Source organism: Isoptericola sp. NPDC019693, assembly GCF_044389085.1.
Classification (GTDB): domain Bacteria; phylum Actinomycetota; class Actinomycetes; order Actinomycetales; family Cellulomonadaceae; genus Isoptericola.
Genome location: NZ_JBIRXP010000003.1, coordinates 204609 through 219812, shown reverse-complemented (window position 1 = coordinate 219812; position 15204 = coordinate 204609). Strand labels below are relative to the sequence as shown.

General features: G+C 75.3%; 7 protein-coding genes. All 7 read right to left on the bottom strand.

Going from position 1 to position 15204, the window contains the following annotated elements; genetic code table 11:
* Positions 1–4: 4 nt before the first annotated feature.
* From ACH436_RS10065 to ACH436_RS10035, 7 genes are read right to left on the bottom strand one after another with little or no spacing between them, the layout of a single operon-like run.
* Positions 5–1696 carry an FHA domain-containing protein gene (locus tag ACH436_RS10065; RefSeq protein ID WP_430560064.1) on the bottom strand — a complete coding sequence of 564 codons (1692 nt, stop codon included), beginning with the start codon at positions 1694–1696 and terminating at the stop codon, positions 5–7.
* The gene (locus tag ACH436_RS10060; RefSeq protein WP_430560063.1) at positions 1693–2529 is read right to left on the bottom strand and encodes a PP2C family protein-serine/threonine phosphatase; all 837 of its coding nucleotides are present in this window, start codon (positions 2527–2529) and stop codon (positions 1693–1695) included. Before ACH436_RS10060 ends, ACH436_RS10065 begins: the two co-directional genes overlap by 4 nt.
* Entirely contained in the window at positions 2526–4112 is a 1587-nt protein-coding gene (locus tag ACH436_RS10055; protein ID WP_430560062.1) for an RDD family protein, read from the bottom strand. Before ACH436_RS10055 ends, ACH436_RS10060 begins: the two co-directional genes overlap by 4 nt.
* Positions 4109–6634 (bottom strand): transglutaminase family protein, encoded by a 2526-nt coding sequence (locus tag ACH436_RS10050; protein ID WP_430560061.1) that lies wholly within the window; start codon positions 6632–6634, stop codon positions 4109–4111. The genes ACH436_RS10055 and ACH436_RS10050 overlap by 4 nt, the downstream gene beginning before the upstream one ends.
* Positions 6627–7988, bottom strand: coding sequence for a DUF58 domain-containing protein (locus ACH436_RS10045; RefSeq protein ID WP_430560060.1), 1362 nt, complete (start codon positions 7986–7988; stop codon positions 6627–6629). Before ACH436_RS10045 ends, ACH436_RS10050 begins: the two co-directional genes overlap by 8 nt.
* Before the next feature lie 19 nt (positions 7989–8007).
* Entirely contained in the window at positions 8008–8982 is a 975-nt protein-coding gene (locus ACH436_RS10040) for an AAA family ATPase (protein WP_430560059.1), read from the bottom strand.
* Positions 8983–9037: 55 nt separating this feature from the next.
* Positions 9038–15070 (bottom strand): Ig-like domain-containing protein, encoded by a 6033-nt coding sequence (locus ACH436_RS10035; RefSeq protein WP_430560058.1) that lies wholly within the window; start codon positions 15068–15070, stop codon positions 9038–9040.
* Between the last annotated feature and the right edge of the window lie 134 nt (positions 15071–15204).

The following is a 15204-nucleotide window of genomic DNA, read 5'->3' as shown; positions in this document are numbered from 1 at the left end:
GGGGTCAGAGGATCCCTTCGAAGGTGAGGGTCACGCCGTCGCCGAGGTCGACGACGTCCTGCGCGACGACGAGCACCGGCTCCCCCGGGTGCAGGCGCAGCGGAGGCTGGCCCGCGCGCAGCAGGGTGGTGCCGTTCGTGGTGCTCATGTCGCTCACCAGCACGTGCCAGCCCTCGAGGCGCACCTCGACGTGGGAGCGGGAGATGTCCTGCTGCGGGCTGGGCACCGTCACGAGGCGGGGCAGGTCGTCACCGCCGGCCCGCGTGGAGCGGGGGCGGCGCCCGACGACGACGGGGCGGTCGAGCGTGACGCGGGGGCCGCCGGAGACGGCCATGACGCCGAGCACCGGGCGGGGCACCTGCCGCGCCTCGCCCACGAGCGACTGCCCGCAGGTCGCGCAGTCGTCGCGCTGGGGCGGGTTCGGGTGCCCCGCGGTGCAGGAGCGCGCCAGGATGGTCGGCCTGCCGGGCAGCGCGGACGGCGCGAAGGCGGGGCCGGGCGGGGGCGGCGCCGCGCCCTCGGCGGCCGGCGTGGCCGCCGCGGCGCGCAGGTCGGCGATCGCCGACGACATCACCGTGCTGCCCTCGACCTCGTCCTCCCCCGCGGGCCCGGGCAGGTCGGCGGCCGGCAGGACGCCGGTCTCCCGGGAGGTGGCGGGCTCATCGTCCACCGGGGCGGCGGGCGGGGCGGGCACCGGGGCGGGCACCGCGTCCGGCAGCGGCGCGGACGCGGGGGACGCCGTCGAGGGGGCCGGAGGTGCCGGGTCTGGCGCCTCGTCGTCCTCCTCGGGCGGGCGCACCGCGGCCGCCTCCACCGCGCGGTGCACGGTGGAGCCCCACAGGTGGCCGAACCCGGTGGTCTCCTCGACCGGCGGGTCGACGTCCGCCGCACCGGGGGCGTCGAACACCGGCACCGCCGCGGAGCCCGCCCCGGGGGCCGGTGCCAGGGCCGGTCCCGGCGCGGCGACGCCGCCGGCGTCCCCGCGCGGCACGTCGTCGCCGGTGATCGTCAGGGCGGGGGCCAGCGTGGCCTCGGGCGCGATGGTCGCCTCCGGGGCGATCGTCGCCTCGAAGGCGGACGCCGGTTCGCGGGCGGCGGGCGGCTGCTCGGGAGCTTCCGGAGCGGGCGCGGGCGGCAGCGGGTCCGCCGTGGCGTCCTCCTCGTGGTCCTCCGGCTCGGGGAGCATCCACGGCTCGGGGGCGGGCGCCGGGCGCTCGGCACGCGCGGCCGGCGCGGCGTCCTCGGTGAGCCGCGCGCCGACGGACGCGACGAGCACCACCCCGGCGTCGAGCGGCAGCGCGCGGGCGTCCACGAGCTCGTCCGCCGGCTCCGCCACCCCGACCTGGACGGCCAGGTCGACGACGTCCTCGAACGTGCGCTCGGCCCAGGTGGTGACCCCCTCGCCGGACACGTGGTCCCAGCCGTCCGCGCGCGCCACCGTCACCGACGTGGCACCGCGGGCCGCGACCTGCACGCGGCGTCCCTCCGCCACGGCCATCGCGAACGGCGGCAGCGACGCGAGGCTCGCGCCGAAGGCTCCGGTGAGGACCTCCAGCACCGGCACGACACCGGCCCGCTCCCCGAGCACGGTCCACAGCTCGTCGACGAGCTCGGGACTGACCTTCTCCGGCAGCACGACGACGGCGCCGCCGCGCACCACCGCGTACGCGGGTCCGATCACATAGCGCACCGTCACGTCAGGGCCCCCTTCCACGGCGACCGCCGGGGCACCGTGTCCTCGTCGTCCTCGTGGTCCGGCCGCCCGTCCCGGGGTGCCGTGCGCTCCAGGGCGTCCGTCAGCCCCGTGGCGTCCACCACGATGACGGTGATGTTATCCCGGCCCCCCGCCGCCAGGGCCTCGCGGACCAGGCGGTCCGCCGCGACCTGCGGGTCCGGCTCGACGAGGAGGATCTGCGCGATGCGCGGGTCCCCCACCTCGGTCGTCAGCCCGTCCGAGCACACCAGCAGCCGGTCGCCGGCGTGCACGGGCAGGAACCAGAAGTCCGCCTCCGGGTCCTCGGGCGCCCCGAGGGCCCGGGTCACGACGTGCCGGCGCGGGTGCGTCGCCGCCTCCTCGCGCGTGAGGGCACCGGCGTCGACCATCTCCTGCACCTCCGAGTGGTCGACGCTCACCTGCTCCAGCTCGCCGTCGGCCAGCCGGTAGGTGCGCGAGTCGCCGAGGTTCACGACCAGCCAGTACGGCTCGCCGCCCTGGTGGGTGAGGGCGACGCCGGTGAGCGTCGTCCCGGCGCCGCGGCCGGGGCTGGTCTCGATGGCGCGGACGGTGTCGTGCGCCAGGCGCACCCGGCACCGCACGTCGTCGACGCCGACGACCTCGGAGCCGACCAGCGGGCGCAGCGCCGCGACGGCGGAGGCGCTGGCGACCTCGCCGGCGTCGTGCCCGCCCATGCCGTCCGCGACGAAGAAGACGGGCCCGCCTGCCAGGTACGAGTCCTCGTTGAGCTTGCGGCGCGCGCCCTGGTGCGTCGTCGCGCCCCAGAGCAGCCCGAGGGCGACCGGGACGCTCATGCGCCCGCGTCCTGCCCGACCACCGTGAGGCGGCGCGCGCCCGCCTGGACCACCCAGCCGGCCGTGACCGTCACCGGCGACCCCGCGACGAGCTCCTGCACCGCTCCCCCGGGCGTGATGACGGCGCTGCCGTTGGTGCTGCCGAGGTCCGTGACCCGCAGCCCGTCGGGCGACGGCGCGAGCTCCAGGTGCGTCTTGGACACCGACCGGCTCGGGTCGTCGACGCGCAGCAGCACCGCGGGCGCGCCGTCGTCCTGCTGCGGGTTGCGGCCCACCAGCGTGCGGGACGCCACCGTGACGCGGTGCCCGGCGTCGACCTCGACGACGATCCGCGGGGGCGCGGTGCCGTCGCCGGTGCTGCGCCGCGAGGACACGCTGAACCGGGTGGCCTCGAGGTCCTCGAGCTCGTCGGCGCCCGGGGCGGCGGCGCCGCCGAGGACGGCGTCCGCGGGCGCGACGGGCGACGGGGCCGGGGCGGGCGGCGCCGCGGGCACGACCGGCGCGGGCACGGCCGGCGCCTGCGACGGCGGCTCGGGCGAGGGCGGGCTCTGCGGGGCGGGCTGCGCGGTCGAGGTCCCCGCGGCCGGCGCGGTCACCGTGCCGAGCCGGGTGTCGGCGAGCGAGGGCGTCGCGGGGTCCTCGGCCGGTGCCTGGGGGGCCTGGGCCGGCTGCGCCGCGGCGGCCGGGCCGGAGCCGGGGATGCCCGTGATGATGCCGCCCTGCTCGCGCCCGCCGGCGGGGAACGCCCACGGGTCGGCGTCGGGGGCGCCCCCGCCCACGACGGTGGCCGGCGGGGCCCCGGGGACGTGCGGCGACGGCACCCCGGAGACGCCGGACGCGGGGGCGAAGCTGCGCGGGGCCACGCCGCGCACGTCGCGCACCACGCTGCGGGCGGCCTTGTCGTGCCAGCCCTGCCGGCGGCCCGAGGAGTCGAACGTGGGCGAGACCAGCACGAGCACCGTGCCCACGAGCGGCAGCACCCCGCACGCGGCGAGCACGAGCCAGCGCAGCAGGTCGCGGCCGACGCCCACCGGTCCACCGCCGTCAGCGGCGACCGTGCGGATGCCGAGCAGGCTGTTGCCCACCGTGCGGCCCGTGGTGCCCTCCCAGGCGGCGAGGCCGACCCAGCCGAGCAGGCTGACGAGGCCCACCACCCCGTAGACGGGCAGCAGGGCGGCCACCACCTCCGCCGCGGCCGCCTGCGCACCCATCGCGGTCGTGGCCTCGGCGGCGCCCGCCATCGCGTCGGGCACCCCCGTGGCGACCGCCACGACACCGCCGACGATGCCGGCGAGGACCGAGAGGGTCACGACGTCCAGCACGTACGCGGCCGCGCGGCGACCGACGCCCGCGAGCGGCGGCTGCGACTCGTCACCGGGCCGGGACGCCGCGGAGGCGGCCCGCAGCATCTCCGCGGACGCGCGCCGGGTGCTCTCCCGCATCTCCGGCTCGGTCGTGACCTCGAGCCGGGCCCGCACGTCCTCCGGGGCCTGGTAGGCGGAGGCCACGGTCGGCGTCCCGCAGACGGCGCAGAACGCGCCGGACTGCTGCGAGGCGCCGCACGCGGTGCACGTCGTCGTCATCGGTCCTCCTGCCGCCGGGTCCGGCGGTCGCGCCGCCCCCGGGTCGTGGTGTCGGCGAGCGCGCGCCAGGCCGCGCGCGCCCCTCGTCCGATCGCGGCCGGCACGGCGGCCGCCCCGCCGCGCACGACGGCGCGCACCGGTGGGGCGTCCGCGCCGCGCACGGAGCGCAGCGAGAGCCGGGCGGCGACGCGCTTGCGCCACGGCAGGCCCGCGCGCATCGACCCGACCAGCGAGTCGACCTCGCTCCAGTACTCCTCGACGTCCTGCTCCGTGGGCTCGCCGGCCCCGAACACAGTCGCGTCCGCGCGGTGCGCGAGCGTCGCCGTCGCGGGCGTCGCCGCGCTGGGGACCTGGTCGGCCAGCAGCCGGGCCCCTTCCCGGCGGGTCGCCCCGCGGGGCACGCCCGCGCCGAGGTCCGTGGCCGCGTCGACGACCTCGCGCCACCCGCCGCTGACCCGGTCGACCACCACGGGGGCGGTGCGCCGGCGGCCGCGGCGGCGCGCCTTGAACCCGAGGATGAGCAGCACGGGCAGGGCCAGGATCGCCAGCGGCACCGCGACGGCGATCGCGATCATCGCGACCTGCCGCCAGTCGATGTTCGAGGCGTCCTCGTCGTCCTTGTCCTCGTCCTCGACGTCGCCCGCCTCCGCCTGCGGCGGCTCCTCCGGCGACTCCGGGTCCTCGAGCACCGGCGGCTTCGGCACCTGCTTGGAGCGCGGCAGCGGCTCGACCTTGTTGTCCTCGTCCGGGATGACGTCGAACGGCACCCAGCCGTACCCCTCGAAGGGCACCTCGACCCAGGCGTGCACGTCCGCACCGGTGACGGTGTACGGCTCGCCCGCCTCCCAGGCGTCCTCCTCGGGGTAGAACCCCATGGCCACGCGGGCCGGGACGCCGGCGCGCTGCGCCATGAGGGCGGCCGCGACCGCGAACTGCTCGTCGTCGCCGACCATCTCCTCCTGGGCCAGGAGGGCGTCGATGCGGGCCGCGGAGTGGCCGGGGCGGGACGGCGGCTGGTTGTCCAGGCCGCTGGAGTAGACGCCGGTCGCCACGAGGGTGTCGAGGATGTTCGTCAGCTTCTCGAACGGCTCGGTGGCGTCGGCCGCGAACTGCGCCGCCTTGGCGTCCACGGCGTCGGCGACGTCCTTCGGCTGCGGCAGGTCGGCCTGGGCGATCGGCGTCGTCTCGAGCGACTCGTCGTCCGGCCGCGGCGCGACGATCGCGTCGAGCTCGTACGAGTCGCCGGGCCGCAGGCCGGCCGTCACCAGCCCGGTGCCCGACGTCGCGTTGTAGTAGGTCGAGGCGGCCAGCTCGTCCGCCCGCTCGCCCGTGAAGGTGAGACCGCCGAGCTCGCCGACGTCGGGCAGCCAGAACCCGGTGTAGCCCGTCACCGTCACCTCGACCGGCGCGCGCGTGCCCGTGGCGGTCGTGTCGATGACCTCGCCCGCCCGGTTGAACACGCCCGCGTCGCCGCCGCTGGAGGCGTCGTACACGGTGCCGGCGTAGGTGTCGAGGGTCGCGAGCCGCACCCGGGCGCCCTCCGGCATCCCGGTGACGGTGAACAGCTCGGTCTCCGCGAGGTCCTTGGTGTACGTGCGGAAGCCGACCAGGGGGCTCGTGTACTGGTGCAGGTCGAGCGGCGGGGTGACGATCTCGCGCAGCGCCACGCGCCCGTCGGCGGCGACCTGGGGCGCGACGAGCACCGCGGCCGCCCCACCGACGACCAGCATGATCGCGCCGCCCCGCACGCGCTGCGCGCGCAGGCGACGGGTCGCGGACCGGCTCGCGTCCGAGAGGAGCCGGTTGGCGCCCATGCGCGTCTCGGCCGCACGCCACGACGCCCACAGCAGCCCGGCGACGGCCACGACGAGGCCCTGGACCAGCGGCAGCGCGGGCAGGATCGTGCCCAGCAGCGCGACCCCGGCCAGCGCCACGACGACCGGCAGCAGCGCCCACGCCGCGACGCGGGAGCGCCACGCGATCGTGCCCGCGAGGACGCCCGTCACCAGCAGGAGGAGGTAGGGCACCACGGCGAGCTCGGGGAACGAGGCCAGCGGGGGGACGGTCGTGACGAACGACTTCCACCCGTGCACCGCACCGGTGGCGAGCTCGTTCAGCGTGTCGAGCGAGGGCACGACGCCGCCGATGGCGGTGCCCGGCAGGGCGAGCACGCCGCCGAGCAGGAAGTAGCCGAGCACGGCCGCGCCCGCCACGAGCAGCACGGACCAGCGCTGCCAGGCGCCCAGCCAGGCGACGAGGAGCCCCAGGACGGCGCCGCCGAGCGCGGGCAGCAGGTAGCCGGTGGTGCCCCAGGCGGGGCCGAAGCCGACCGCCACGGCCCCGAGCAGGGCGAGGAGCACGACGCCGTCCACGGCGCCCGCCCACGTGAGCGCGCGCGGGCCGTCGCCGCGGCGGCGCTGGGCCCGGGTCGTGCCGGCGCGCACCGACGTGCGCGACGTGCCGCCGGTGCGCCCCGTGCTGCCGGTGTGCCCCTCGGGCGCCCGGGTCGACGCGTCAGTCATGCATCCTCCGCAGCGCGTGGGGCAGGTCGGCCAGCTCGCCGATGGTGAGCACCTGCATGTCGGCCACCCGGCCCCGGCTGACCGACGCGCCGGGCGCCGACCGCAGCGCCACGAGACGCGCGTCGACGGGCAGCCGGACGGCGGCGGCGCGCAGGTCGGTCGGGCTCACGCGGGTGCCGACCGCCAGCACGACGACGGACGCGTCGGAGACCGTCGCCGAGGCCACGCGGGCGATCTCGGCCAGGCTGGTGCGCGCGGGCGCGAGCTCGAGGCGGGTGAGGTCGTCGAGCAGGCGGGTGCGGTGGTCGCCGCGCACCCGGCCCTGCGGGACGAGGACGGCGAGGCCGCCGTCCTCGCGGATGGCCTGCAGCCCGAGGGACCCGCACGCGGAGACGGCGAGCTCGAACTCGTCGGGGTCGGCGTAGTCCTCGGCGCGGGTCGAGAGGATGACGGCGAGGCGGGAGCGACGCGTCTCCTCGAACTGGCGGACCATGAGCTGGCCGGTGCGGGCCGTGGACTTCCAGTGGATGTGCCGGCGGTCGTCGCCCGGCACGTAGTCGCGCAGGGCGTGGAACGACACGTCCGAGTCGGAGATGTCGGGGGTGACCCGCCCCTCGAGGTCGTGCAGCAGCCCGGTCGACGAGCCGGACAGCGGCAGGGTGCGCGGGTGCACGAACAGCTCCTCGGGCTCCGTCCAGACCAGCTCGCGGCGCAGCAGCCCGAGCGGGTCGGCACGCACCGAGCGGACCGGCCCCAGGGGGATGACGGCCCGGCGGTGGGTCGGGACGGCGAAGATCTCCTCGTGCTCCGCCTCCGGGCGCAGGCGCGGCACGGGGAACGAGGCGATGCCCTCGCCGACCTGCAGCTCCATGACGGCGGGCAGCATCGGGCGCGGCGAGTCGTTGCGCACCAGGAGGCGCCCGACGGCGCGGTCCCCGACGACGACGCGGCGCGACGCGACGTCGAGCGTCACGGCGTAGCGCAGCCGGCCCAGGACGAAGGCGACGGCGGCCAGGAGCGCGACGGAGACCGTGACGGCGACGACCGCCCACTCCTCCCAGCGCAGCGCCAGCGTGGCCACCCACGCCGTCGCGGTGAGGAGGAGCACGACCCAGCCGAACGGCGAGATCACGCCCAGCACCGGGGCGACCCGCGTCCACGCGCGGGACAGCACCGCACCCGTGGCACGGCCCGCCGCGGCGAGGCCGCCGGACGCGCCGGCGAGGAGGGAGGAGGCCCGGGCGCGGGCACCCGGGCGCGCCGGCGCGCCCTCGTCGGGCGCGTCGGGGGCCGGGTCGGGGCCGGACGCCGCGACCTCCTCGGCCGCGACCTCCCGCTCGGTCGTCGTCGTCATGGGACTCCTGCTCTCGCGCTCAGGCCGTGCGGCGTTCCTGCGGCGCGGGGACGTCCGCCAGCAGGCGGGAGACCGTCCCCTGCGCGGTCGCGCCGCCGAACTCGGCCTCCGGGTCCAGCACCAGGCGGTGCGCCCAGACGGGCTGGACGAGGTCCTTGACGTCGTCGGGCAGCACGTAGTTGCGGCCGTGCGCGGCCGCCCACACCTTCATGCAGCGCACCAGGGCGAGCGCGCCACGCACGGAGACGCCCACGTGCACGTCGGCGGCGTTGCGGGACTCCTCGGCCAGGCGGGAGACGTACTCCAGCACGGCCGGGTCGACGTGCGTCGTCGCGGCCAGGGCCGCCATGTCGACGACGGCCTTGCCGGTGATGACGGGCTCCAGGGCGGCGCTCCGGTCGCGCACGGCCGAGCCCGCCAGGATCTCCACCGTCGAGGCGAGGTCGGGGTAGCCGATCGACGTCTTCATGAGGAAGCGGTCGAGCTGGGCCTCGGGCAGCCGGTACGTGCCCGCCTGCTCGACCGGGTTCTGCGTCGCGACGACCATGAACGGGCTGCCGACCTCGTGGCGCACGCCGTCGACCGTGACCCGGCCCTCCTCCATGACCTCGAGCAGCGCCGACTGCGTCTTCGGCGAGGCACGGTTGATCTCGTCCGCGAGCACGATGTTCGCGAAGATCGGCCCCTCGTGGAAGTCGAACTTCCCCGTCTTCTGGTCGTAGATCGTCACGCCCGTGACGTCCGACGGCAGCAGGTCCGGCGTGAACTGGATGCGGTGGTGGCTGCCCTGCACGCTGGCGGCCATCGCGCGGGCCATCATCGTCTTGCCCGTGCCCGGGGCGTCCTCGAGGAGCAGGTGGCCCTCGGCCAGCATGCACGTCATCGCGAGCCGGATCTGGTCGTCCTTGCCGAGCACGGCCTGCGCGACGTTGCCGACGATGCGGTCGAACGTCTGGGCGAACCAGGCCGCCTGCTCGGGGGTCATGGTGCTCATCGGTGGGTTCTCCAGATCATGGTGCTCGGTCGGTTGAGGAGGTCGGGGGCGGCGCTCATCGCGGCCACGCCCGGCGCTCGAAGGTCCAGTCCTTGCCGTCGACGGTGACCCAGACGTCGGCCCCGTGGAGGATGCCGGCCACGCAGTACAGGTCGGCGTATCCACCCGCCTGGAGGTACGCCGTCTGCGTCGAGAAGTTCCGCGCCCCGCCGTTGTTGTGCCAGCAGTGGAAGCTGTAGGTGCCGGTCGGGAAGTCGGCGTTGGCGTTGACCCGCAGCTTGGTGCAGTTGTTCGTGTTGCAACCGTCCACCTTGTAGATGACCCCCGAGTCAGTCACCCACACCTTGGGCTGCGGGGGCGCGTCCGTGCTGCCGCTGGCCGACCCCCCGGGCGTCGTCCCCGCGTTGTTCGCGGCGGACGTCGTGACCTTGTAGGACTTGCCGTAGCCGCCGCTGACGGCGACCCGGCCGGTGCCGGTGCCGCTCTTGGTGCCGTCCGAGCCGGTCAGCGTCCACGACACCGTGCCGGTGTCCCCGTTCCAGGAGGACGGGCCGGTCACCGTGAAGTAGCCGTCCGTGGCCGAGGTCTTGGTCCACGTCACGTTCGGGGCCGTCGGCGCGCTGTACGCCTTGACGCCGTTGGACGGGCCGCTCGGGTCGCCCGCACCGGCCGCGTTGTGCGCTGTGACCGTGAAGGTGTACGTCGTCCCAGCTACAAGACCCGTGAACGACGTACTGGTGCTCGTGCCTGCCACCGACTTCGAGGTCTGCTTACCTCCACCTGACGCCGTGACGGTGTAGCTGATCAGGGGCGAGCCGTTCGGGTCCGCGGCTCCCCACGAGACCTGCGGGACGCCCCGGGCGTCGGCGGCCTTGACCCCCGTCGGCACGCCCGGGGTGCCGTACGGCGTCACTGCGTTGGACTGCGGGCTCGTCTCTCCCTTGCCGGCCTTGTTCTCCGCGGTCACGGCGACCGTGTAGCTCGACTTGGTGTCGAGACCCTGGAACGACGACTCCGTCGAGCCATCCTCGACCCTATTGGTTCGGACCTTGGACCCACCCTGGAAAAGGTCCACGTGGTACACCTTCACGGCGTCGCCGTTGTCGGCGGGCGCCCCCCACGACACGGCGATCTCGCCGCCCAGCGCGGTGTTGACGCGGGACGCCGACGGGGCGGCCGGGGCGTCCGGCGGGCCCGCGGGGATCTCGGTGGCCGACCAGGCGCCCCACTCCGAGGGGTCGGGCGCGAGGTTCACGGCCTGGACCCGGACCTTGTAGGACGTGCCGTTGGTGAGGCCCTCCCACACGATCCGCTGGCCGGTCACGCCCACCTTCTGGACCTGACCGTTCGCCGGGGCCGGGGAGATCTCGAGGTTGACCGACTGGATCGGAGACCGGTCGGTGTAGCTCGCGTTCTGCCACGTCACGGTGAGCGACTCGTCGCCGAACTCCAGCGTCGGGGCGGCCGGCGGGTCCGGCTTCTCGTCCGGCCGGGCCTCGGCGGACGCCGGCGACGGGTCGGACTCCCCCACCTCGTTGGTGGCGGTCACGGTGAACGTGTAGGTGACGTCGTTCGTCAGCCCCTCCAGGGTGCAGGTGGTGGTCGAGCACTCGAAGGTGTCGCCCTGGCTCGAGGTCACCGTGTAGCCGGTGATCTCCGCGCCGTTGTTCTGCGGCGGCGTCCACGACAGCACGACGGTCTGCGAGCGGACCTCCTCGACGGCCGGCGTCGAGGGCGCCTCGGGCACCCCGAGCACGTTGAGCGTGACGCGCCCTTCGACCTCACGGTCCGGGTCCTTGGTCGCGTCCTGGACGCGGTACACGGCGACCATGGTGCCGACGAAGTCGTCCGCGGGCGTGATCACCACGTTCTCGCCGTCCGAGACGACGTCGCCGCTGCCCGTCTCCCTGCTCGCTCCGAGCAGCTGGAGCCCCTGCGGGGCGAACGGGTCGCTGTCGTTGGCCAGCACCGGGACCGAGACGGCCTTGCCCTGGTGGGCGTCGTCGACCGTGTCGTCGACGGCGCGGGCGAGCGGGCGCGTGGAGGCCACGACCTCGACGGTCATCGTGCCGTCGACCGGCGGGTGCTCGTCGTCCGTCACCGTGAACGGCACGGTGAGCGTGTTCCCCTTCGGCACGTCCGGGGACGCCTCGAGGGTGACCCGCGAACCGGACATCGTGGCGCCCAGCCCCTGGGGCAGCCCGCCGAGCTCGAACCTCAGGTCGTCCTCGTCGGGGTCCGTGGCGAAGCGGCCCAGGTCGACCGTGCTCTCCTCGCCGGCGGCCACCTGGCCCGACGGCGAGCCGGGCTCGGGCGGCAGGTTCTCCGGCGGCAGCACGGTGATGGGCAGGGTGAGCAGCGCGACCGCGCCCTCCGGGTCGTCCACCGAGGTCCCGTCCGTGACCTCGAACGTCACGGACGCGGGCCCGTCGTACTCGTCCCGCGGCGTGTAGGTCATGGTGGTCGTGCCCGTCACCGAGACGGTCCCCTCGGTCGCCTTGACCTGCTTCTCCGTGGTCAGGCGCGGGCTGCGCCCCTCGACGACGAGCACGTGCTCGGTGATGTCGATGTCGAGGGTCTCGCCCGACAGCACCTCGAGCGGCGCCTGGCCGGGCTTGAGGATCGGCTGCGCCGCCTCCATGCCGGGGACCACGACGAACGCCTTCGACGTCAGCCCGTCGACGTCCGTCACGGTGTAGGTGATGACCTGCCGGGAGCGGTCGAGCGCGATCTCCAGCTCGCCGTCCGGCGTGACCGTCACGGCCTCGTCGTCGACGGTCACGGTGAGGTCGTCCGCGGCGCCGTCCGGGTCCTCGTCGTTGTCGAGGACGGGGACGGTGACTGACGTCTTGCCGAGGATCTCGGCGACGGGCACGGAGTCGTCGCGCGCGATCGGGGCGAGCAGCGGGGCGTCCGCCGCGACGGTGACGCTCACCGACGCCGAGGCGCGGGCCGCGTAGGTGTCCTCGATCGCGTAGAAGAAGGTGTAGGTGCCCTCCTCGGCCGGTGTCTGCACGACGATGCGGTCCTCGGACACCTCCGGGTCGAGCTCCTCGCCGCCCTCGAGGGCGCCCGGCACCAGGCCGATGACGTCGCCGTCGGGGTCGGCGTCGTTCGCCAGCGCGGGCACGGCGACGCGCCGCTCCGGGCGCACCGTGACCTCGTCGTCGGCCGCGACCGGCGGCTGGTTCGTCTCGGGCGGCTGGGCGATGCCGACGCGGACGAGGCCCGTGGCGACCTCGCCGCGCGCGTCCTGGACCGTGTAGCGGAAGGAGTCGCTGCCCTTGGCGTTCTTGCCGGCCTCGTAGTCGACGTAGCCGTCGGTCACCTCGGCGCGCCCCTGCGCCGGGCCGGTGGCCAGGCCGGTGAGCTGCACGGAGTCGCCGTCGGGGTCGATCCCGTCCAGCGGGATCGGCACGCGGGTGGTGCCGCCCGCGAGCACGCGGGCGTCCACGTCGTGCGGCACCGGGGCCGCGTTCTCCTTGCCGCCGCGGATGTGGATCGTGACCTGGGCGGAGTCCTCCTGCCCGTTCGGGTCGCGCACCTTGTAGATGGCGTACGCGGTGCCCTGCTCCGGGCCGGCCTTGAAGCGCAGCCGCCCCTCCGAGACGAACAGGTCGCCCTGCCCGGCGTCGACCGTCTGCTCCAGCTCCGGGTCGAGGGTCAGCTCGAGCCCGTCCGGGTGCGTGTCGTTGTCCAGGACGTCGATGTTCACGTAGTCGCCCACGCGCACGGTCACCTCGTCGGGGGCCGCGTTCGGCGGCTGGAGCCGGTCCGGCGGCGGCACCGGCAGCACCCGCACCTCGCCCGTGGAGGTCTCCGTCCCGTTGGACACCGTGTACTCCAGGACGACCGCCTCGTCCAGGCGCCGCGTCTCGGTGACGCGCAGCATCTGGTGGCTGAGGACGGCCACGCTCAGCCCGGAGTCGTCCGGGACCTTGACCGACTGCACGACGAGCACGCCGCCCGCGGGGTCGGTGTCGTTGGCCAGGACGTCCACCAGCGTGGAGCCGCCCGCCGGCAGCAGGGCCGTGTCGGACACGACGACGGGGGCGCCCGCGGCGGCCTCCGGGTCCAGCACGTCGACGCGCACCACGCCCGTGGTGGACGACGGCCCGTCGGTCACCTGGTAGAGCACGTCGTAGGACTTCGGCTCGTGGGCCAGGAACGTGAAGGTGCCCGCGTCGTAGTTGCGCGTGATCTCGGCCGGGGCGGCGTCGCCCACCTTCGCGAGGCGCAGCTCGTCGCCGTTGGGGTCGCTGTCGTTCTTCAGCGGCTCGATGGTCACGGGCTGGCCGGCGGTGACGACGACGTGGTCGCCCACCGCGACCGGCGGCTCCTCGCTCGTGAGGACGTCCACCCACAGGGTGCCCTCGACCACGCCGCCCTGGCCGTCCCCGACCGTGACCGTGACCTTCTTGCGCCCGGTGGCCGAGCCGCCGTCGCGGAACTCGACCGTGCCGTCGGGGTATGCGCGCACCTCGTCGCCCTGGACGGTGGGCGCCGCCGTCGCGAGGTAGATGTCGTCGCCGTCGGGGTCGCGGAAGTAGGGCAGCACCTTGATCTGGGCGCTCTTGCCCTGCTGCACCCGCAGCACCGGCTCCCCGGTCTGCTCCGGGTCCTCGTTCTGGTCGGGCGGGACGATCTTCACCCTGACGTTGGCCTGGTCGTGGCCGCCGCGGCCGTCCGAGACGTCGTAGGTGAACCGGACCGACCCGGTGGCGTCCGACGGCACGACCGCCTGCAGGGCCTTGCCCCCCATGACCCGCTCGATGCGCACCGGCTCGGGCTGGTCGCCCTCCAGCGTGGCGGTGATGACGTCACCGTCCGGGTCGAGGTCGTTCGCCAGGACGTCGAGCACCGTGGTGCGGCCGGGCCGCACGCCGAACGAGTCGTCCTCGGCGACCGGCGGGTCCTGCTTCTCGCGGTCGACGACCGTCTGGTCGACGAGCTCCGGCTTCGCGTCCTCCGCGTCCTCGTCCTCGCCCTTCTCCTGCTCGGGGAGCTGGACGTCCCAGTCGTCGACCTTCTCGTACTCGTCCAGCGCCATCCACAGGATGCCCGCGGTGAGGTCGTTGAGGACCACGTTGTTGCGGTTCTGGCGGTACTCCAGCCGCGTCGACTGGTCGATGCCCTCGAGCACCTTGTCGACGTCGCGGTCCGTGCCCTCGCAGTCGCGCACGATCTGGCCCGTGCCGGACCAGGCGCCGTAGAGGCAGCCGCCGAGCTCGACCGGCGCCGCCGGCGAGCCGGACGCCTTCCGGCTGGTGGCCGGGCCCCCGTCGAGCGGCTGGCGCACCAGGGCGGAGGACGTCGCGTAGGCGACCGTCGCGGACTCCGGACCGGCCTGCTGGAGCCGGGCGCCCTGGGCGTCGGTGACCTGCACGACGTCGCCGCTCGGCAGGCGCAGGCGGCCGCTCGTGCGGTCGAGGAGCACGAGGTCGTCGCCGACGGTGGTGAGCACGACGTCGTCGTCCGTGGACAGGAGCCCCTCGAGCTTCGTCGTCTCCGGCTCCTCGCGGGGCTCGACCGTGTACAGGACGTCCCGGGAGGGCACGACCGCGTAGACGGTGCCCTCCGCGGAGACCGTCACCTCGCCCGCGCCGTGGAGCTCGACCGTCGGGTCGTCCTCCTCCGTGTTGAGACCGGGCAGCCGCTCGACGGTGGTGACCCACAGGAGGCCCGCCTCGTCGTCGACGACGGCCACACGGCCCCCGCCCATCGCGACCTGGGCGCCCGCGGGCAGCTTGGTCGTGGACGCGAACTTCGAGCGCGCGACGTCGACCACGCTCGCCTGGCTGTTCCCGTCGTCCGCGACGAGCACCTGCCCGGCCTGCTGGTCGACGTCGAACGCCGAGCTCCCGGCCAGCAGCGTCGTGTCCAGCGCCTTGGCCTCGGTGTTGAACCGCCCCACCAGGCCCGCCGACTGCTTCGTGACCCAGACCCCGGAGTCGTCGAGGTCCACGTCCGCCGTCGCCTCGCCGTCGTACAGCACGGCGGCGGCGACGACCGACGCCGACAGCGCGAGCACGACCGTCGTCGAGATGCCGGTACGACGATCCGTGCGCAGGCGCGAGAACACGCTCACATTTCCCCCGAAGTGTTGGCGACGGCTGGCAGACCCCCGACGTCGGCCGCGCGTATCGCCCGCACAGAATAGCCAGTGGCGACCCGTCCGGGGCAACGGATCCCGCCCCTCGGGCATGGGGAGAGGTGCCCATG

Coding starts and splice junctions, on each gene's coding strand:
- ACH436_RS10060 (WP_430560063.1), bottom strand. CDS start 2,529: ATGAGCGTCCCGGTCGCCCTCGGGCTGCTCTGGGGCGCGACGACGCAC.
- ACH436_RS10055 (WP_430560062.1), bottom strand. CDS start 4,112: ATGACGACGACGTGCACCGCGTGCGGCGCCTCGCAGCAGTCCGGCGCG.
- ACH436_RS10050 (WP_430560061.1), bottom strand. CDS start 6,634: ATGACTGACGCGTCGACCCGGGCGCCCGAGGGGCACACCGGCAGCACG.
- ACH436_RS10045 (WP_430560060.1), bottom strand. CDS start 7,988: ATGACGACGACGACCGAGCGGGAGGTCGCGGCCGAGGAGGTCGCGGCG.
- ACH436_RS10040 (WP_430560059.1), bottom strand. CDS start 8,982: ATGAGCACCATGACCCCCGAGCAGGCGGCCTGGTTCGCCCAGACGTTC.